This window comes from Pseudomonas sp. EA_35y_Pfl2_R5, assembly GCF_963970805.1.
In the GTDB taxonomy this organism is placed as follows: Bacteria; Pseudomonadota; Gammaproteobacteria; order Pseudomonadales; family Pseudomonadaceae; genus Aquipseudomonas.
Map to the genome: position 1 here is coordinate 148,618 of NZ_CAXAOW010000002.1, position 19,190 is coordinate 167,807.

14 protein-coding genes are annotated in these 19,190 nt (G+C 58.4%); 4 read left to right on the plus strand and 10 right to left on the minus strand.

Annotated features, from left to right (window positions below; translation table 11 throughout):
- Positions 1 to 6 precede the first annotated feature (6 nt).
- The 10 genes from AACX99_RS04620 to mtnA all read right to left on the minus strand — a co-directional run bounded on the left by AACX99_RS04620 (position 7) and on the right by mtnA (position 15,069).
- Positions 7 to 1,803: an ABC transporter ATP-binding protein gene (locus tag AACX99_RS04620; protein WP_339409883.1), complete on the minus strand. Its 1,797-nt coding sequence runs from the start codon at positions 1,801 to 1,803 to the stop codon at positions 7 to 9.
- A gap of 240 nt (positions 1,804 to 2,043) precedes the next feature.
- On the minus strand, positions 2,044 to 2,328 hold the full coding sequence (gene ihfB, locus AACX99_RS04625; protein ID WP_090387490.1) for an integration host factor subunit beta: 285 nt from the start codon (positions 2,326 to 2,328) through the stop codon (positions 2,044 to 2,046).
- 228 nt (positions 2,329 to 2,556) lie between these two features.
- Complete coding sequence (gene rpsA, locus AACX99_RS04630; RefSeq protein ID WP_339409884.1) at positions 2,557 to 4,242, minus strand: 30S ribosomal protein S1; 1,686 nt, start codon at positions 4,240 to 4,242, stop codon at positions 2,557 to 2,559.
- A gap of 153 nt (positions 4,243 to 4,395) precedes the next feature.
- Positions 4,396 to 5,082 (minus strand): (d)CMP kinase, encoded by a 687-nt coding sequence (cmk, locus tag AACX99_RS04635; RefSeq protein WP_339409885.1) that lies wholly within the window; start codon positions 5,080 to 5,082, stop codon positions 4,396 to 4,398.
- Positions 5,079 to 7,337 (minus strand): bifunctional prephenate dehydrogenase/3-phosphoshikimate 1-carboxyvinyltransferase, encoded by a 2,259-nt coding sequence (locus AACX99_RS04640; protein WP_339409887.1) that lies wholly within the window; start codon positions 7,335 to 7,337, stop codon positions 5,079 to 5,081. Before AACX99_RS04640 ends, cmk begins: the two co-directional genes overlap by 4 nt.
- On the minus strand, positions 7,334 to 8,440 hold the full coding sequence (hisC, locus tag AACX99_RS04645) for a histidinol-phosphate transaminase (protein WP_339409889.1): 1,107 nt from the start codon (positions 8,438 to 8,440) through the stop codon (positions 7,334 to 7,336). Before hisC ends, AACX99_RS04640 begins: the two co-directional genes overlap by 4 nt.
- Positions 8,441 to 8,526: 86 nt before the next feature.
- The gene (gene pheA, locus AACX99_RS04650) at positions 8,527 to 9,633 is read right to left on the minus strand and encodes a prephenate dehydratase (protein ID WP_339409891.1); all 1,107 of its coding nucleotides are present in this window, start codon (positions 9,631 to 9,633) and stop codon (positions 8,527 to 8,529) included.
- Positions 9,633 to 10,718 (minus strand): 3-phosphoserine/phosphohydroxythreonine transaminase, encoded by a 1,086-nt coding sequence (serC, locus tag AACX99_RS04655; protein WP_339409893.1) that lies wholly within the window; start codon positions 10,716 to 10,718, stop codon positions 9,633 to 9,635. Before serC ends, pheA begins: the two co-directional genes overlap by 1 nt.
- A 261-nt stretch (positions 10,719 to 10,979) precedes the next feature.
- Positions 10,980 to 13,748, minus strand: a complete 2,769-nt coding sequence (gene gyrA, locus AACX99_RS04660; protein ID WP_339409894.1) for a DNA gyrase subunit A — start codon at positions 13,746 to 13,748, stop codon at positions 10,980 to 10,982.
- A 244-nt stretch (positions 13,749 to 13,992) separates the two neighbouring features.
- Positions 13,993 to 15,069 carry an S-methyl-5-thioribose-1-phosphate isomerase gene (mtnA, locus tag AACX99_RS04665; RefSeq protein ID WP_339409895.1) on the minus strand — a complete coding sequence of 359 codons (1,077 nt, stop codon included), beginning with the start codon at positions 15,067 to 15,069 and terminating at the stop codon, positions 13,993 to 13,995.
- A 148-nt stretch (positions 15,070 to 15,217) separates the two neighbouring features.
- Between mtnA and AACX99_RS04670 the strand changes: the two genes are divergently transcribed.
- The 4 genes from AACX99_RS04670 to AACX99_RS04685 all read left to right on the plus strand — a co-directional run bounded on the left by AACX99_RS04670 (position 15,218) and on the right by AACX99_RS04685 (position 18,851).
- A complete protein-coding gene (locus AACX99_RS04670; protein ID WP_339409896.1) occupies positions 15,218 to 16,537 on the plus strand; it encodes a TRZ/ATZ family hydrolase in 1,320 nt (439 codons plus the stop codon).
- A gap of 139 nt (positions 16,538 to 16,676) precedes the next feature.
- Positions 16,677 to 17,375 (plus strand): bifunctional 2-polyprenyl-6-hydroxyphenol methylase/3-demethylubiquinol 3-O-methyltransferase UbiG, encoded by a 699-nt coding sequence (ubiG, locus tag AACX99_RS04675; RefSeq protein WP_339409897.1) that lies wholly within the window; start codon positions 16,677 to 16,679, stop codon positions 17,373 to 17,375.
- Positions 17,376 to 17,380: 5 nt separating this feature from the next.
- Positions 17,381 to 18,052 (plus strand): N-acetylmuramic acid 6-phosphate phosphatase MupP, encoded by a 672-nt coding sequence (mupP, locus tag AACX99_RS04680; RefSeq protein ID WP_339409898.1) that lies wholly within the window; start codon positions 17,381 to 17,383, stop codon positions 18,050 to 18,052.
- Between the two features lie 58 nt (positions 18,053 to 18,110).
- On the plus strand, positions 18,111 to 18,851 hold the full coding sequence (locus AACX99_RS04685; protein ID WP_339409899.1) for a YciK family oxidoreductase: 741 nt from the start codon (positions 18,111 to 18,113) through the stop codon (positions 18,849 to 18,851).
- Positions 18,852 to 19,190 lie beyond the last annotated feature (339 nt).

The window sequence follows — 19,190 nt, forward strand, 5'->3', positions numbered from 1 at the left end:
TCCCGCTCAGGAATTGGCGCTAGTTAGACGGCCGAAGGCACTACTGCTTAGCATTAATTCGTCATATGTACCGCTCGCGCATAATTTTCCATGCTCAAGCATAAAAATAGTGTCGCAACGCTCTACAGTGCTTAACCGATGAGCAATTAGGATGACGGTTTTGCCGCCTCTCAACTCATTGATTGCCTGCATAACCAGCGCCTCTGTTGCATTATCAAGAGCACTGGTAGCTTCATCAAAGACCACGACGTCAGGATCATGGTACAGCGCCCTGGCTATACCAATACGCTGGCGTTGGCCACCAGAAAGGCGCACACCCCGCTCCCCCACAGAGGCTTGATAGCCTTCGGAGAGCTCGCTGATGATGAAGTCATGCAGGTGGGCCGCTTTCGCTGCTTTTTCTACCGCTTGCATATCGATTTCGTGGGACGGGATCCCAAAAGCTATATTTTCGGCAATAGATGCATCAGCTAAATAGATGGCTTGAGGCACATAGCCAATATTACGCTGCCATGCTCTTAGGTTTTCACCTTGTAGAAGCTGGTCACCTACACGTATGCAGCCAGCACTTGGCTCAAGCAATCCTAGGATCAAATCAACGATCGTGCTTTTCCCAGCACCAGTTGTGCCTATAAAAGCCACACTAGTGCCCTTTGCAACAGCAATCGATATACCTGAAAGGGAATTGCTTTCTGCCCCCGGATAACGATAACTAATGTCAGACAACTCAATATCACCACTGAGCCGTTCATCACTTAGCGACTTAGCTTGAGCAACCGAACTTTCTGGCAAACCTAGCAAGTCGTCAGCAAGACTATCCAAAGCGGCATCATAAAATCGTAACTGGGTAATATTTTTGAAGATCTCTTGAAAGGCAGGCAACAGACGATAACCTGCAAAAGCATAGAGAGCGATCACAGGCAAAGCCCCTTGTAACCCGCCATGAACGCCCATCAAATATAGGACTAAAACTAACACGCCACCAAACGCGATCGCCTGAATTGCAAAATGCGGTAAATCACCAATGGCTTTACTGACAGTTACATCTTTGGCAAAAGATTTCGAAACCTGCGAAAAGCGCTCAAGGTAACTACCTTCGCGCCCCATCAATTTCAACTCTTTAATTCCGCTTAATGCTTCAGAGGCTAGAACAAACCTTCTCTCATTGGTATAGACACGACGCTCACCTAGACGACGTAACAATCCACGCGTAGAGACATACACAGCCACAAACGCACCGCCCAAGACAGCGCCAACCAACACAGAGAGCAGTGGCTCAACTGCGAGAAGAAGAGCGCTAATCATAATGGCAACCAAGCCCCCAGAGACCACCTTCATCGCTGGAATCAGAGCACCATTTATAACCTCACCAACTTCTGAAAATATTCGCTTACTCAACTCAGCAGTATTACGCCCTAGGAAAAAACCATATGGCCGCTGCAGATACCCCTCAAGCAATCGATAGGCAAAGCTGTGCGCTCGCATATTAGAAAAGCGTAAAACTGCATAGGTGGTGAATGCTTTAAGTGCAAGACTAAATACAAACAAAAAAAGAACGGCCCCACCAAGCAATATCAAAAAATTCTTGGTATCCGTAAAGTTAAGGGCATCGTAAGCAAATTTTAAGTACTCATACTTCTCTACCGCCTGGGAGTCAGCCAAAACAGCCACAAACGGCATTATAGACGCCACACCAATCATCTCTAAAAAAGCAGTACCCAGCATTAACAAGAACACAAGGAAAGCCCGCACCTGCTCACTGGCGCTAAGCAAATTTCTCAGCTTTTTAAAAACCTGAAGCATCAAAATATCTCATAAGCAAAAATGAAAAAACCTGCGAAATGGCAGGCCTGATACACGACCCTTGGTAAATCATAGGCGACGGAAAATGCCGGCAGCGCAATCTGCACGCACCATTCCAAGGCGAGATATTTTACACGAGACGAGCGCCACTGCTTCAAAAAGGTAAAGCCGTAACCTCAAGGGCGATAGGCAGCAACGAAGAGCACGCATCGAGAATGATAAGAGACCAAGATCGAACAATCATTCATCCTCATTCACCCGGTCCCTCAGCTCCTTACCCGGCTTGAAGTGCGGTACAAACTTCCCATCCAACCTGACCGAATCACCAGTTTTCGGATTACGCCCAACACGCGGCGCGCGGTAATGCAGTGAGAAGCTGCCGAAGCCGCGTATCTCGATACGATCCCCTGTCGACAGCGCCTGCGACATCTGCTCAAGCATGGTTTTGATCGCCAACTCAACATCCTTGGACGAGAGCTGCCCCTGATGGGTGACGATGCGCTCGATCAACTCCGACTTGGTCATGGTTTTCCCTTCTTTTTCAAGCGGCTAGATCACTAGATAGGAAGGTTTTAGCATGCCTGATCGGGTTTGAACAGCCTATAAAACAACAGGTTATCGATTTTAAGGGCATTAGAAATCGCCTAGAGGAACGCCTGACTTTGCCCTCGACGACTATGAGGGAGGGCTTTAAAGAATAGCGGCCACAAAAAAGGGCGACCGAAGTCGCCCTTTTCTTTGGATAAACCGAACTTAGTTCTGTTTTTCCATTTGCGCGCGGAGCAGATCACCCAAGGTGGTCGGACCGGCAGTTTCAACTTCCTGCTTACGCATTTCTTTGATGGCTTCTTTTTCGTCTTCAACGTCTTTCGACTTGACCGACAAGCTGATTACGCGGCTCTTACGGTCAACGCTGATGATTTTGGCTTCGACTTCTTCGCCTTCTTTCAGAACGTTGCGCGCGTCTTCAACGCGGTCACGGCTGATTTCGGAGGCTTTCAGAGTGGCTTCAATGCCTTCGGCCAGGGTGATGATGGCGCCCTTGGCGTCAACTTCTTTAACGATGCCGCGCACGATGGTGCCTTTATCGTTAACAGCAACGTAGTCGGAGAACGGATCTTCTTCCAGCTGCTTGATGCCGAGGGAGATGCGCTCACGCTCCGGATCAACGGAGAGGATAACGGTTTCCAGCTCGTCGCCCTTCTTGAAGCGGCGTACAGCTTCTTCGCCTACTTCGTTCCAGGAGATGTCGGACAGGTGAACGAGGCCGTCGATACCGCCATCCAGACCAATGAAGATACCGAAATCGGTGATCGACTTGATGGTGCCGGAGATCTTGTCGCCCTTGTTGAACTGACCGGAGAAATCTTCCCACGGGTTAGTTTTGCACTGCTTGATACCCAGGGAGATACGACGACGCTCTTCGTCGATATCCAGAACCATGACTTCCACTTCGTCGCCGACGTTAACGACTTTCGAAGGATGGATGTTTTTGTTGGTCCAATCCATTTCGGATACGTGCACCAGGCCTTCCACGCCTTCTTCCAGCTCTGCGAAGCAGCCGTAGTCGGTCAGATTGGTTACGCGCGCAGTAACACGAGTGTCCTGCGGGTAACGCGCCTTGATGGCAACCCATGGATCTTCGCCCAGCTGCTTGAGGCCGAGGGAAACACGGTTGCGCTCGCGATCGTACTTGAGGATCTTGACGTCGATCTCATCGCCAACGTTGACGATTTCCGACGGATGCTTGATGCGCTTCCAAGCCATGTCGGTGATGTGCAGCAGGCCGTCGACGCCACCCAGATCCACGAACGCGCCGTAGTCGGTGAGGTTTTTGACGATACCTTTGACTTGCTGACCTTCCTGCAGGGATTCCAGCAGAGCTTCGCGCTCGGCGCTGTTCTCGGCTTCCAGCACGCTGCGGCGGGAAACGACAACGTTGTTGCGCTTCTGGTCCAGCTTGATGACTTTGAATTCGAGTTCTTTGCCTTCCAAGTGAGTGGTATCACGCACTGGACGGACATCGACCAAGGAACCTGGGAGGAACGCACGGATGCCGTTAACGTCGACAGTGAAGCCGCCCTTAACCTTACCGTTGATAACGCCCGTAACCACTTCCTCAGCGGCGAAAGCTGCTTCCAGAACGATCCAGCACTCGGCACGCTTGGCTTTTTCGCGGGACAGCTTGGTTTCACCAAAGCCATCTTCAACCGCGTCCAAGGCAACGTGAACTTCGTCACCGACCTTGATGGTCAGCTCGCCAGCGTCGTTGTGGAACTGCTCCAGTGGGATGAGGCCTTCAGACTTCAAACCAGCGTGAACGGTTACCCAACCTGCTTGGTAATCGATGTCGACGATGATAGCGGTGATGATCGAGCCAGCCTGAAGGTTCAGGGTTTTTAGGCTTTCTTCAAACAGTTCAGCAAAGCTTTCGCTCATTTTAATTCCTGTTGATTCAGGGCAGGGAATCCGCCCAAACCACACTCCAGACAATGTGGGTACGTTTATATAAAAAGAAGCAAACGAGTCGAGGACTGGGTTCCCGAGAGCTTCCTTGGCGAGCTGATCAGCTTAAAGCAGCTGTAGCTCTGGTCATCCAGCGAGGTCGCGATTGGCGACTTCGCTGAGAATTCGTTCAAGCACTTGTTCAATCGAGAGCTCAGTGGAATCCAGCTGGATTGCATCGGCTGCCGGCTTGAGCGGAGCCACTGCACGCTGGGTATCGCGCTCGTCGCGCGCCTGAATCTCATCAAGAAGACTCGCGAGATTAACATCATCGCCCTTGGCCTTCAACTGCAAGTAACGGCGACGGGCACGTTCCTCGGCGCTAGCGGTGAGGAACACCTTCAGCGGCGCATCGGGGAATACCACCGTACCCATGTCGCGACCATCGGCGACCAGGCCCGGCATTTCCTGAAACGCCTGCTGACGCTGCAGCAGGGCTTCACGCACAGCAGACAGAGAAGCCACCTGCGAAGCACCAGCGCCAACCTGCTCGTTACGAATCAGATCCGTGACCTCTTCGCCCTCAAGAATGATGCGCTGTCCGTGGCCATCTCCAGCAGCGATGAACTGCACATCCAGGTGAGCGGCCAGTAACTTCATCGCCTCTTCATTGGTCAGATCGACGCCATGATTACCGGCAGCAAAGGCAAGCAGGCGATACAGCGCACCTGAATCAAGCAGATTCCAGCCCAGTTGCTTGGCCAGCAGGCCCGCGATGGTGCCTTTGCCCGAGCCGCTCGGCCCATCGATGGTGATTACCGGCGCATTGATCATGCCTTGCCCTCCTCGGCCACACAAATACCAACCTGAGCCGACAGCGCGAGGAAGTTGGGGAACGAAGTGGCTACGTTGGCGCAATCATGGATGCGGATTGGCGCAGTGGCGCGCAACGACGCCACGCTGAACGACATGGCGATACGGTGATCGCCATGGCTCCACACCTCGCCACCGCCAATACTGCTGCCACCGTCGATGATGATACCGTCAGGAGTCGGCTCGACCTTCACGCCCAGGGCGCTCAGGCCATCGGCCATGACCTGAATCCGGTCAGACTCTTTGACGCGAAGCTCCTCGGCACCGCGCAGCACGGTACGGCCTTCGGCCACAGAAGCGGCAACGAACAACACCGGGAACTCGTCAATAGCCAGAGGCACCAGGTCTTCCGGGATGTCGATACCTTTGAGCCTGGCGCTACGCACACGAATGTCCGCCACCGGCTCGCCACCAACCTCACGCTGATTTTCCAGAGTGATATCGCCACCCATCAACTTGAGGATATCGATCACCCCGGTGCGGGTCGGGTTGATACCGACGTGCTCAAGCAGCAGCTCAGAATCCTCAGCAATACTGCCAGCAACCAAGAAGAACGCCGCCGAGGAGATATCTGCCGGCACCTCGATATGCGTGGCCGTGAGTTTGTGGCCCGACTCCAAGGTCGCCGTGCGCCCTTCAACTGTGACCGGATAACCGAAACCACGCAGCATGCGCTCGGTGTGGTCGCGCGTCGGCGCGGGCTCGGTGATCGATGTGGTGCCTGCCGCATACAGGCCGGCAAGCAGCAGCGAGGACTTAACCTGGGCGCTGGCCATTGGCAGCTCGTAGGTCATCCCACCCAGGCGGCGACCACCATGAATAGTCAATGGCGGCCGGCCTTCGGCGGCCGTATCAATCAACGCCCCCATGGTGCGTAGCGGCTTGGCCACACGATTCATCGGGCGCTTGGTCAGCGAAGCATCGCCAGTGAGCACAGTATCGAACGACTGGCCCGCCAACAGTCCTGCCAATAGGCGCATGGATGTACCCGAGTTACCCAGGTAGATCGGCCCCGGCGGCGGCTGCAAGCCGTGCAGGCCGACACCATGAATGGTCACGCGACCATGGTGCGGGCCTTCGATGACCACCCCCATGTCGCGGAACGCCTGCAGGGTGGCCAGAGCATCTTCGCCCTCGAGGAAACCTTCAACCTCGGTGGTACCTTCCGCCAGCGCACCGAGCATGATCGAACGGTGAGAGATGGATTTGTCGCCCGGCACGCGAATCCGCCCAGACAGTTTGCCACCAGGATTAGCCAGAAAAATCAGATCATTCGAGTGCATAGCGTCCACATAGGCCCTGCGGGCTAAAATTTTGCCGAAATGCTCACGGGCCACTCGGGCGCGGGTAAAGACGCCCAACAGTTGATGCCCATCCCCAGCGTCGACCGCATCACGCAAAGCGTTAAGGTCGTCGCGAAATACATCCAAGGTACGCAGCACCGCCTCACGGTTGGCGAGGAAGATGTCGTGCCACATCACCGGGTCGCTGCCGGCAATCCGTGTAAAGTCGCGGAAACCGCCGGCGGCGTAACGAAAAATTTCCAGATTCTCGCTGCGCTTGGCCAGCGAATCGACCAGGGTGAAGGCCAGCAAGTGCGGCAGATGACTGGTCGCAGCCAGCACCTGGTCATGGTGTTCGACCTGCATATGCTCGACATCCGCACCGAGCGCACGCCACAGCGTGTCTACCAACACCAGTGCCGCTTCGTCGCTCTGCTCAGACGGCGTAAGAATCACCTTGTGACGGAGGAACAGCTCAGCATTGGCTGCCTCCACGCCGCTCTGTTCGGAGCCAGCAATCGGATGACCAGGCACGAAGCGCACGGCTTTATCGACAAAAGCCAAGCGCGCGGCGCGCACTACACTGGCTTTAGCGCTGCCCACATCGGTCAACACCGCATCACCCAGATCCAGCTTGGCTAGCTCGCCCAGCAGCTTCTCCATGGCCAGAATAGGCACCGCCAGCTGAATCACTGCCGCCCCCTGACAAGCGGCAGCCAGGCTGTCTTCACAGCGGTCCACCACGCCCAACTCAACCGCCAGCCGACGTGACTCTGGGTCAAGATCGACACCGACCACCTCGCGGCACAAGCCACGCTCACGCAGGCCTTTGGCGAAGGAACCGCCTATCAGCCCCAGACCGACCACCACCAGACGGCCGATCACAGGGGTAGCGGATAGCACAGGAGTGGCAACCGAAATCGACTCACTCACGCGCGCAGCACCATGGCCAAGGCCTCGAGGAAGCGCGCATTCTCTGCCGGCAGGCCGATGGAGATACGCAGGAAATTCGGCATGCCGTAACCGGCAACCGGCCGCACGATCACCCCGGCGCGCAACAATGCCTGGTTGATTGCTGCGGTATCGCGAGCAAAATCGACGCAGATAAAGTTGCCCTTGGAAGGAATCCAGCCTAGCCCCAACTCGCGCAAACCGGCCTCCAACTGCGCCATGCCGACATCATTGATCTGGCGACTTTGCAGCAGGTAGTCAGCATCATCCAGCGCCGCACAGGCAGCAGCTAATGCCAGGCTGTTGACGTTGAAGGGCTGACGGACGCGATTAAGCACATCGGCAACCTGCGTCGAGCTGATCGCATAGCCAACGCGCAACGCCGCCAGCCCGTATGCCTTGGAGAAGGTGCGCGAGACCAGCAGATTCTCGTGCTTGGCCAAGAACTGCAGGCCATCCGGCAACTCATCGCCTTCGGCGTACTCGATATAGGCCTCGTCCAGCACCACCAAGACGTTCTGCGGCACGCGAGCGAGAAAACGCGCCAGCGCATCAGGACCGAACCAAGTGCCCGTCGGATTGTTCGGGTTGGCGATAAACACCACTCGGGTATTGGCGTCGATGGCGGCCAGCATGGCCTCCAGGTCATGCCCATACTCACTGGCCGGCACCACCTTGCCTTGGGCACCCACGGCCTGAGTCGATATAGGGTAAACGGCAAAGGCGTACTGGCTGAATACCGCATTCAGACCTGGGGCCAGATAGGCACGGGCGACCAGATCGAGAATATCGTTGGAACCATTGCCTAGAGTGACCTGACCGATCTGCACAGCGCAGCGGGTGGCTAGGCGGCTCTTCAATTCGAAGCCATTGCCATCGGGATAGCGAGTCAGCTCGGCCAACTCAGCACGAACCGCCTCCAGCGCTTTGGGGCTGGGACCCAGCGGATTCTCGTTGCTAGCCAGCTTGACGATGCTGCCCGGGTCCAGATTCAGCTCACGGGCCAGCTCATCCACCGGTTTGCCCGGCACGTAGGGCGACAGCTTTTGTACGCCTGGCTGGGCCAGGGCGAGGAAATCGGTCATACAGCGCCTCAACCTTCAAGCGGCAAGCTGCAAGAAAAAGCCGGGCGAGTTCGCTTGAGGCTGAGGCTTGAAGCTTGCAGCTGCTTTTAAAGTACCGCTTTGGGATAGGAACCCAGCACCTTGAGCGCCACGGCTTCCTGATTGATCTTTTCCAGCACGTCCTTGATCAGCGGGTCGCGGTGATGACCAACGAAGTCGATAAAGAACACGTAGGTCCACTTGCCGCTGCGCGACGGGCGGGTTTCGATGCGGGTCAGGTCGATACCGTTGTTATGGAACGGCACCAGCAATTCATGCAACGCACCCGGTTTGTTGCTCATGGAGACAATGATCGAGGTCTTGTCGTCGCCGGTAGGCGGCACTTCCTGGCTGCCTATGATCAGGAAGCGCGTGGAGTTATCCGGGCGATCCTCGATCTTCTCCGCCAGCTTGGTCAGGCCGTACAGGCTTGCCGCCATATCGCCGGCAATTGCCGCGCTGCTCCATTCACTTTTCACCCGTTTGGCCGCATCGGCATTGCTCGACACCGCCACGCGCTCGACGTTGGGGTAATGTGCATCCAGCCACTTGCGGCACTGCGCCAGAGACTGCGCATGAGAATAGATACGGGTGATCTTGTCGGTCTTGGTGGTTTCACCGACCAACAGGTGGTGGTGAATGCGCAACTCGACTTCACCACAGATAACCATGTCGTGCTCGAGGAAGCTATCGAGGGTGTGGTTGATCGCGCCTTCGGTGGAGTTTTCCACCGGCACCACGCCGAAGTTCACCGCACCAGCGGCGACTTCACGGAACACTTCGTCGATAGCAGCCATCGGCACACTGATAACCGCATGGCCGAAATGCTTCATCGCCGCAGCCTGGGAGAATGTGCCTTCAGGGCCGAGATACGCGACCTTGAGCGGGTTCTCCAGGGCTAGACAGGAGGACATGATTTCGCGGAACAACCGCGCCATTTCCTCGTTGCCCAGCGGCCCCTGATTGCGATCCATGATGCGCTTAAGCACCTGGGCTTCGCGTTCAGGGCGGTAAAACACCGGTTTCTCGCCCTCTGGCAGAGCCTTCATCTTTACCCGCGCGACTTCTTCGGCGCAGCTGGCGCGATCACTGATCAGTGCGAGAATTTTTTCATCAAGATTGTCGATACGCAGGCGCAGAGCCTGCAGTTCCTGCTCGGAAATTGGATCGCTCATCAACCGTGCTCCTTCTCGAACTCGGCCATATAGGCGACCAGCGCTTCAACGGCGTCCAGGCCCACGGCGTTATAGATGGAAGCACGCATGCCGCCGACCGAACGATGCCCCTTGAGGTTGAGCAGGCCACGCGCATCGGCGCCGGCGAGAAACGGCTTATCCAGCTTCTCGTCAGCCAGGCGAAACGGCACGTTCATCCAGGAGCGGGCGTTATGGGCAATTGGGTTGCTGTAGAAGTCGCTGGTATCGATAGCCTTGTACAGCAGGTCTTTCTTGGCGCGGTTGACCCGTTCGATGGCGGCCACCCCTCCCTGCTCTTTCAGCCACTCGAACACCAGACCTGACAGGTACCAGGAGAAAGTCGCCGGAGTGTTGTACATCGAGCCGTTATCGGCAGCGATCTTGTAATTGAGCATGGTTGGGCAGACGCTGCGGGCACGGCCAAGCAGGTCTTCACGCACGATGGTCACCACCAGGCCACTGGGGCCGATATTCTTCTGCGCGCCGGCGTAGATCAGGCCGAACTTCGACACATCGATTGGGCGCGAGAGGATATCGGAAGACATATCCGCCACCAGCGGCACGTCACCGACTTCGGGAATCCAGTCGAACTGCAGGCCACCGATGGTTTCATTGCTGGCGTAGTGCAGGTAGGCGGCGTCTTTCGACAGCTGCCACTCGTTTTGCCCAGGAATGGCGAAATAGTCATAGGCCTTGGCGCTGGCGGCGACATTGATGTTGCCGTAGCGGCTGGCTTCTTCGATGCTTTTCTTCGACCAGATACCGGTGTCGATATAGTCGGCGACGCCGTCTTCGGGCAGCAGGTTGAGCGGGATTTCAGCGAACTGCTGGCTGGCCCCGCCCTGCAGGAACAGTACCTTGTAGTCGGAAGGAATTTCCATCAGGTCGCGCAGATCCTGCTCGGCCTTTTCCGCGATGGCGGTGTACTCATCGCTGCGATGGCTCATCTCCATCACCGACAGGCCTTTACCCTGCCAATCGAGGAGCTCCGCCTGGGCGCGTTGCAGAACAGCTTCAGGAAGCGCGGCCGGGCCGGCGCAGAAGTTAAAGGCTCGCTTGCTCACATCCACTCTCGCTCAAAAATGGTGGGCGGGCTGGCATTGCCACCAGCCGCCAAATCCTACCAGGCTGTTGAAAAACTACCTGCGTTGGCATTACTGCGTTAAAAACAGGCTCGGAATGCTCATTTACAGCAGTAAACTCCGCTTCCTCGCCGTTTTGACCAGCCGAAGGCTGTTACTAACGTAGCGCCTTGTACTGCCTGCCTCGCCTACATTTTCAACAGCCTGTTCGCCGTCAGGGGCGAGCGCACTCGCCCCGACAGATCACTCTTCGCTGATCGGGCTTTCGTCAGCCGCAGCTTCGGGTGCATCACCTGCATCCTCAACTGCGCCTTCAACACCCTCTTCGCCGTCCAGCAGCTCTTCGTCGTCTTCCGCCGAAGGCTCCTGCACACGCTCAAGACCCACCAGAGTTTCATCCTTGGCCAGCTTGATCAGGGTCACGCCCTGGGTGTTACGACCGAGGCTGGAGACTTCACTGACGCGGGTACGCACTAGGGTGCCCTGGTCGGAAATCAGCATGATTTCCTCGCCGTTAAGCACCTGCACGGCCCCCACCAGCTTGCCGTTACGCTCGTTGCTGACCATCGCGATTACGCCCTGGCCGCCACGACCGCGACGCGGGAATTCAGCCATCGCCGTGCGCTTGCCGTAGCCACGCTCGGAGGCGGTGAGAATCTGCGCATCGGCTTCAGGAATCAGCATGGAGATGATTTCCTGGCCTTCTGACAGACGCATGCCACGCACACCGCGAGCCGTACGACCCATGGTGCGCACTTTGCTTTCTTTAAAGCGAATCACCTTGCCGCCGTCGGAGAACATCATCACTTCGCACGCACCGTTGGTGATGGCGGCGGAAATCAGGGTGTCATCTTCATCCAGTTTGAGGGCGATCAGGCCCGAGCTGCGCGGACGGCTGAACTGCACCAGCGGCGTTTTCTTCACAGTGCCTTTGGCCGTCGCCATAAAGATGTAGGCACCGGTCGGCTCATCCGGAGTTTCGTCGTCGGCGTCATCGCCTTCGACCAGATCTTCAACTTCCTCAACCTCGACCACTACACCTTCGATATCGTCCTGCTCGTCACCTTCCGGCGCCTGCTGACGCAGCGCTTCGAGATCGACCTGGAGCATGGCGGTGATGCGCTCGCCTTCGTCAAGCGGCAACAGGTTGACCAGCGGACGACCACGGGCAGCGCGCGAGGCTTCCGGGATTTCGTAGGTCTTCAGCCAGTACACCTTGCCCTTGCTGGAGAACAACAACAAGGTGGCGTGGCTATTGGCGACCAGCAGATGCTCGATGTAGTCCTCATCCTTGATCCCGGTTGCCGATTTACCTTTACCGCCACGACGCTGCGCCTGGTAGGCAGCCAGCGGTTGCGACTTGGCATAACCAGTGTGAGAGATGGTGACCACACGCTCTTCTTCGGTGATCAGGTCAGCCAGGCTGAGGTCCAGACGATTGTCGAGAATCTCGGTGCGGCGCTTGTCGCCGAACTCGGCCTTGACCGCTTCCAGCTCTTCGCGGATCACTTCCATCAGGCGTGTAGCACTGGTGAGGATGCGGATCAGCTCGCCGATCTGGGTGAGGATTTCCTGGTATTCGGCCAGCAGTTTTTCATGCTCAAGACCGGTCAGGCGGTGCAGACGCAGCTCGAGGATGGCCTGGGCCTGTTCCGGCGAGAGGAAATACTTGCCGTCGCGCAGACCGTACTGCGGATCGAGATCGTCCGGACGGCAGGCGTCGGCACCGGCGCGCTCGACCATGGTTTCCACCGCACTGGATTCCCAGGGCGTGGCAATCAGCGCCAGCTTGGCTTCGGCCGGGGTCGGCGAGGCTTTGATCAGGGCGATGACTGGGTCAATGTTGGACAGGGCAACCGCCTGGCCTTCAAGGATATGACCACGTTCACGGGCCTTGCGCAGCTCGAATACAGTGCGCCGGGTAACCACTTCACGGCGGTGCAGAATAAAGGCTTCGAGCATGTCCTTGAGGTTAAGGACCTTCGGCTGGCCGTCGATCAGCGCCACCACGTTGATGCCGAACACGCTCTGCATCTGGGTCTGGGCGTAGAGGTTGTTGAGCACCACTTCCGGCACTTCACCACGGCGCAGCTCGATGACGATGCGCATACCGTCCTTGTCGGACTCATCGCGCAGCTCGGTGATGCCTTCGAGCTTCTTCTCTTTAACCAGCTCGGCAATCTTCTCGATCAGCCGCGCCTTGTTCAACTGATACGGCAGCTCGCTGACGATGATCTGTTGACGGCCACCGACTTTGTCGATGTCTTCAATGATGGCGCGAGCACGCATATAGATGCGCCCACGGCCGGTGCGGTAGGCCTCGATGATACCAGCGCGACCGTTGATGATCGCCGCAGTCGGGAAGTCCGGACCGGGAATGTACTGCATCAGCTCATCGACAGTCAGCTCGCCGTTGTCGATCAGCGCCAGACAACCGTTGATCACTTCTGTGAGGTTGTGCGGCGGAATATTGGTGGCCATGCCTACAGCGATACCGCTGGAACCGTTGACCAGCAGGTTGGGGATCTTGGTCGGCATGACCGCCGGGATCATCTCGGTGCCGTCGTAGTTCGGCACCCAGTCCACGGTTTCCTTGTGCAGATCGGCCAGCAGCTCATGGGCCAGCTTGGTCATGCGCACTTCGGTGTAGCGCATGGCGGCGGCGTTATCGCCGTCCACAGAACCGAAGTTACCCTGGCCGTCGACCAGCAGGTAACGCAGGGAGAATGGCTGCGCCATGCGGACGATGGTGTCGTACACCGCGGTATCACCGTGTGGGTGATACTTACCGATGACGTCACCGACCACACGGGCGGACTTCTTGTATGCCTTGTTCCAGTCGTTGCCCAACTCACTCATGGCAAACAGCACACGGCGGTGCACGGGCTTCAAGCCATCACGTGCATCCGGCAGCGCGCGCCCGACAATTACGCTCATCGCGTAATCGAGGTAGGACTGCTTGAGTTCGTCTTCAATATTGACCGGGAGGATTTCTTTGGCCAGTTCGCCCATGAGTAGCCTTGTTCCTTTTTCTGGTGAAACTCCGCGCCGCTCGTCCTGAGTGGTGTGGAGCCTGTCGCCGTGCCTTGAGGCTCATAGCGACTCACGACAAATCAATAAGTTATGCCATGTATCTGCGCAGGTAAGAGGCCCATAACGGGCACCCCCGAAAACCGCCGGAGCTTACCACAATCACTGCGGCGCACCTATCCCCAGCAGCAGCCCGCCGACCAGGGAGGCGTACCCGTAGAAAAACTCAATGCAGGCGCTTGCGGCACATCAATTGCGCCATTTTCTCGGCATCCGGACGATCAACCACGCCCTTCTCGGTGACGATAAAGTCGATCAGGTCCGCCGGGGTCACATCGAATACCGGATTGAGCACTTCAATCCCACCCGCGATGCGCTTGCCGCCCAGCTCCAGCAACTCGCTTGGGTCGCGTTCCTCCAGCACGATGTCGTCACCGTGCTCCATGGCCATGTCAATGGTTGAGCTGGGCGCCACCACCATAAAGCGTACGCCATGGTGCATGGCATTCACCGCAAGCTGATAGGTGCCGACCTTGTTGGCCACATCGCCATTGGCGGCGATGCGGTCCGCCCCGACGATGACCCAGGTGATGCCACGGGTTTTCATCAGATGCGCGGCAGCCGAGTCGACATTGACCGTCACCGGGATGCCGTCAGCCGCCAGTTCCCAGGCAGTCAGGCGCGAGCCCTGCAGCCAAGGCCGGGTTTCGTCGGCATATACCCGCTCAAGCAAGCCATCGTGGAAGGCCGCGCGAATCACCCCCAACGCCGTACCAAAGCCGCCCGTGGCCAGGGCGCCGGCATTGCAGTGGGTCAGCAGGTTCTGCTGATTGCCTTGGTGCTTGCGGATCAGATCGACACCGAGCTGGGCCATAGTCAGGTTGGCTTCGCGGTCACTTTGATGAATACCGACGGCTTCAGCCTCCAGCAGCGCCAGCGGATCGTCATGGCTTTTCAGCCGTGTAAGCCGATCACGCATACGATCGAGCGCCCAGAACAGATTGACCGCCGTCGGCCGCGAGGCAGCCAGCAGGTCGAAATCCGCTTGCAGGGCCACACGCCAGTCGCCGCCTTCCTGCAGACGAGCACGCGCAGCCAGGACAACTGCATAGGCCGCGCTGATGCCGATGGCCGGCGCACCGCGCACCACCATGCTGCGGATCGCCTCGGCGACATCCGCCGCAGAGTGGTAGCTCAGCCAGGTTTCCTCGAAAGGCAGCGCGCGCTGATCGAGCAGGTGCAGAGCGCCGTCACGCCACTCGATGGCCCTGACCTTCTCTGCCGCTAGCAATTGCTCGCGCATGACACACCTCCGCCGGAAAAAGCCGACCATTATACGCACACCGCCCCGCAGATCGCGCCCGCAGCTCGCCAGATAAAGCCTGTGCAGCTTCAAGCCTAGGGCGTTCCCCTATAAACTCGCCACTTTACTGACTACCGGAAGCGCCCTCATGCCCCAAGCCCCACTCGACCTGCTGCTCCTGCCCACCTGGCTGGTCCCAGTCGAGCCGGCTGGCGTGGTGCTGCTGGAGCATGGCCTGGGCATCCGTGACGGACGTATCGCGCTAATCGCCTCGCGCGCCGAAGCGCTCAAACACGAAGCGCTGCAGGTACTTGAACTGCCCGGACGGCTGCTCACGCCAGGTCTGATCAACGCCCACGGACATGCGGCAATGACCCTGTTCCGCGGCCTGGCCGATGACCTACCCCTGATGACCTGGCTGGAAAAACACATCTGGCCGGCCGAGGCCAAATGGGTCAACGAGCAGTTTGTCCAGGACGGCACCGAGCTGGCCATTGCCGAACAGCTCAAGGGTGGCATCACCTGTTTTTCTGACATGTACTTCTTCCCGGAAACCGCCTGCCATCTGGTACACAGCAGCGGCATTCGCGCGCAAATCACCATTCCGGTACTGGATTTTCCGATTCCCGGCGCTCGCGACGCAGACGAGTCGCTGCGCAAGGGCCTGGCGCTGTTCGACGACCTCAGGCACCACCCGCGCCTAAGCGTGGCATTCGGTCCCCACGCGCCCTATACGGTGAGCGACGATAAGCTGGAGAACATCCGCATGCTCGCCGAGGAGCTGGACGCTGGCATTCATATGCATGTGCACGAAACCGCCTTTGAAGTGCAACAGAGCCTGGAGCAATGCGGCGAACGGCCACTGGCCCGGCTGGCGCGCCTCGACCTCCTCGGCCCACGCTTCCAGGCTGTGCACATGACCCAGATTGATGATGAGGACCTCGCCCTGCTGGTGGAAAGCAACAGCAGCGTGATCCATTGCCCGGAGTCCAACCTCAAGCTGGCTAGCGGCTTCTGTCCAGTGGAAAAACTCTGGCAGGCCGGGGTCAACGTCGCCATCGGCACCGATGGCGCGGCGAGCAACAATGATCTGGATCTGCTCGGAGAAACCCGCACCGCCGCCCTGCTGGCCAAGGCCGTGGCCGGTTCCGCCACCGCCCTGGATGCCCACCGCGCACTGCGCATGGCCACCCTCAACGGTGCTCGCGCCCTTGGCCTCGATGAACAAATCGGCTCGCTGGAACTGGGCAAGGCAGCGGACATGGCGGTTTTCAACCTCTCCGGCCTGGCCCAGCAACCGGTTTACGACCCGGTTTCGCAGCTGATCTATGCCGGCGGCCGCGCCTGCGTCGAGCACCTGTGGGTCGGCGGCAAACAATTGCTCGACGCAGGCCAACTGACGCGCCTGGACGAACAACGAATTATCACCAATGCCCGCGCCTGGGGCGCGAAGATTGCCGGCAAGTGACTGCCAGCCCAGAGAATTCGGGCACTGCGACAAACTGACATACATTGGACGCACAACAGGCGTCCAATCCACCCGGCGAAACTGGCAACATGAGCACCTTCCGCTCCCATTCTTGCCGCAGCCTGATTCAGGGATTTATATGAGCAACGTCGACCACGCCGAAATCGCCAAATTCGAAGCCCTCGCCCATCGCTGGTGGGACCGCGAAAGCGAATTCAAGCCGCTGCATGACATCAACCCGCTGCGGGTCAACTGGATCGACGAACGCGTCGGCCTGGCCGGCAAGAAGGTGTTGGATGTCGGCTGCGGCGGCGGCATCCTCAGCGAGTCCATGGCTCAGCGCGGCGCCAGCGTGACCGGCATCGACATGGGTGAAGCGCCGTTGGCCGTGGCCCAGCTACACCAGCTGGAATCGGGGGTCAGCGTGGAGTACCGGCAAATCACTGCAGAAGCCCTGGCCCTTGAGATGCCCGAGCAGTTCGATATGGTCACCTGCCTGGAAATGCTTGAGCACGTACCCGACCCGGCGTCGGTGATTCGTGCCTGCTACCGCATGGTCAAACCCGGCGGCCAGGTGTTCTTCTCCACCATCAACCGCAACCCCAAGGCGTACCTGTTCGCCATCATCGGTGCCGAGTACTTGATGCGCCTGCTGCCGCGCGGCACCCATGACTTCAAGAAATTTATCCGTCCATCCGAACTGGGCGCCTGGAGCCGCGAGGCGGGTCTTGAGGTCAAGGACATCATCGGCCTGACCTACAACCCGCTGAACAAACGCTACAAGCTGGAAGCCGATGTCGACGTCAACTACATGATCCAGACCCTGCGCGAGGAGTGAGGCGCATGCGTTTACGCGCGGTTTTATTCGATATGGACGGCACCCTGCTCGACAGCGCACCGGACTTTATCGCCATCTGCCAGGCCATGCGCGCCGAACGCGACCTGCCACCGATTGCCGACAAGCTGATCCGTGATCAGGTCTCCGGCGGTGCGCGGGCCATGGTTGCCGCCAACTTTGCCATGGACCCCGAGGCTGAAGGCTTCGAAGCCCTGCGTCTGGAGTTTCTCGAGCGCTATCAGAGCCACTGCGCGGTTCTCACCCGGCCTTTTGACGGCATGAATGAACTGCTCAATGACATCGAACAGGCCAAGCTGATCTGGGGCGTGGCGACCAACAAGCCAGTGCGCTACGCCGAACCGATCATGCAGCAACTCGGCCTGGCGCAGCGCTCGGCCGCACTGGTCTGCCCGGATCACGTCAGCCGCAGCAAGCCCGATCCGGAGATGGTCCTGCTGGCCTGCGCAAAGATGGGGGTGGAACCCGCCGCCACCTTGTTTATCGGCGATGACGAGCGCGATATCGAAGCCGGCCGCGCCGCCGGCTGCAAGACCGCCGCCGTCACCTACGGCTATATCCACCCGCAGGACAACCCACGCAACTGGGGTGCCGATGTCGTGGTGGACCATCCGCTGGAACTGCGCGCAGTGCTCGAACAAGCCCTGTGCAGCTGCTGAAGATTGCTTGCCGGGCGCGCACCGACGCTCCCGTTTTTGAATTAATGAGGCTTTACCCATGCATAACTATTCCGCTCGCCCCGACCTGCTCAAGGGCCGCGTGATTCTGGTGACAGGTGCCGGCCGCGGCATTGGCGCAACCGCCGCCAAGACCTTCGCCGCCCACGGTGCAACGGTGCTGCTGCTGGGCAAGACCGAAGAAAACCTCAGCCGCGTGTACGACGCCATCGAAGCCGCCGGCCACCCACAGGCTGCGATCATCCCGTTCAATCTGGAAACCGCCCTGCCGCATCAGTACGACGAGCTGGCGGCGATGATCGAAGCCGAATTCGGCAAGCTCGACGGCCTGCTGCACAACGCCTCGATTATCGGCCCGCGCACGCCGCTGGAGCAGCTGTCCGGCGATAATTTCATGCGCGTCATGCAGGTCAACGTCAACGCCATGTTTATGCTCACCAGCACGCTGCTGCCGCTGCTCAAGCTCTCGGCGGACGCCTCAGTGGTGTTCACTTCCAGCAGCGTCGGCCGCAAGGGCCGTGCTTATTGGGGCGCTTATGCGGTGTCCAAATTCGCCACCGAAGGCCTTATGCAGGTACTGGCCGACGAAATCGACGGTATCTCCAGCGTGCGCGCCAACAGCGTCAACCCAGGAGCCACCCGCACCGATATGCGCGCCCAGGCCTACCCTGGGGAGAACCCGCAGAACAACCCTTTGCCTGAAGCGATCATGCCGGTCTACCTCTACCTGATGGGGCCAGACAGCACGGGGGTCAATGGCCAGGCATTTGACGCGCAATAAGCCACGGCCTGCTGCGCGTCGATCCTGCGGCGTTAAAACCGGCTCGGAAGCTGCTTATGGCTAACGCGCTTTAGCGCGACCCGAAGGGCGAGTGAAACGAGCCATGCTCATGTACAAAAGTACACCCGTGTGCGAGCCCAGTCCGCTTCCTCGCCTGCTTGACCAGCCAGAGGCTGTTACTAACGTAGCGCCTTGCAGGACTCAAACTCGCAAGACCTTAATAGCCCTTTAGGAATTCCGCCGGTTTTCCGGCGGCAGCCGAATCAGCTGGCATCAAATTGCCAGCAGCCCGCCAGTTAACCGGCAAAGGCTTGCCACCAATCTTTGCCACACAAATAT

Excerpts from the sequence above, each read along its gene's own strand:
- gyrA (WP_339409894.1), bottom strand. The coding sequence starts at position 13,748 with ATGGGCGAACTGGCCAAAGAAATCCTCCCGGTCAATATTGAAGACGAA.
- AACX99_RS04685 (WP_339409899.1), top strand. The coding sequence starts at position 18,111 with ATGCATAACTATTCCGCTCGCCCCGACCTGCTCAAGGGCCGCGTGATT.
- mupP (WP_339409898.1), top strand. The coding sequence starts at position 17,381 with ATGCGTTTACGCGCGGTTTTATTCGATATGGACGGCACCCTGCTCGAC.
- AACX99_RS04670 (WP_339409896.1), top strand. The coding sequence starts at position 15,218 with ATGCCCCAAGCCCCACTCGACCTGCTGCTCCTGCCCACCTGGCTGGTC.
- rpsA (WP_339409884.1), bottom strand. The coding sequence starts at position 4,242 with ATGAGCGAAAGCTTTGCTGAACTGTTTGAAGAAAGCCTAAAAACCCTG.
- mtnA (WP_339409895.1), bottom strand. The coding sequence starts at position 15,069 with ATGCGCGAGCAATTGCTAGCGGCAGAGAAGGTCAGGGCCATCGAGTGG.
- cmk (WP_339409885.1), bottom strand. The coding sequence starts at position 5,082 with ATGATCAATGCGCCGGTAATCACCATCGATGGGCCGAGCGGCTCGGGC.
- ihfB (WP_090387490.1), bottom strand. The coding sequence starts at position 2,328 with ATGACCAAGTCGGAGTTGATCGAGCGCATCGTCACCCATCAGGGGCAG.
- pheA (WP_339409891.1), bottom strand. The coding sequence starts at position 9,633 with ATGAGCGATCCAATTTCCGAGCAGGAACTGCAGGCTCTGCGCCTGCGT.
- ubiG (WP_339409897.1), top strand. The coding sequence starts at position 16,677 with ATGAGCAACGTCGACCACGCCGAAATCGCCAAATTCGAAGCCCTCGCC.
- AACX99_RS04620 (WP_339409883.1), bottom strand. The coding sequence starts at position 1,803 with ATGCTTCAGGTTTTTAAAAAGCTGAGAAATTTGCTTAGCGCCAGTGAG.
- hisC (WP_339409889.1), bottom strand. The coding sequence starts at position 8,440 with ATGACCGATTTCCTCGCCCTGGCCCAGCCAGGCGTACAAAAGCTGTCG.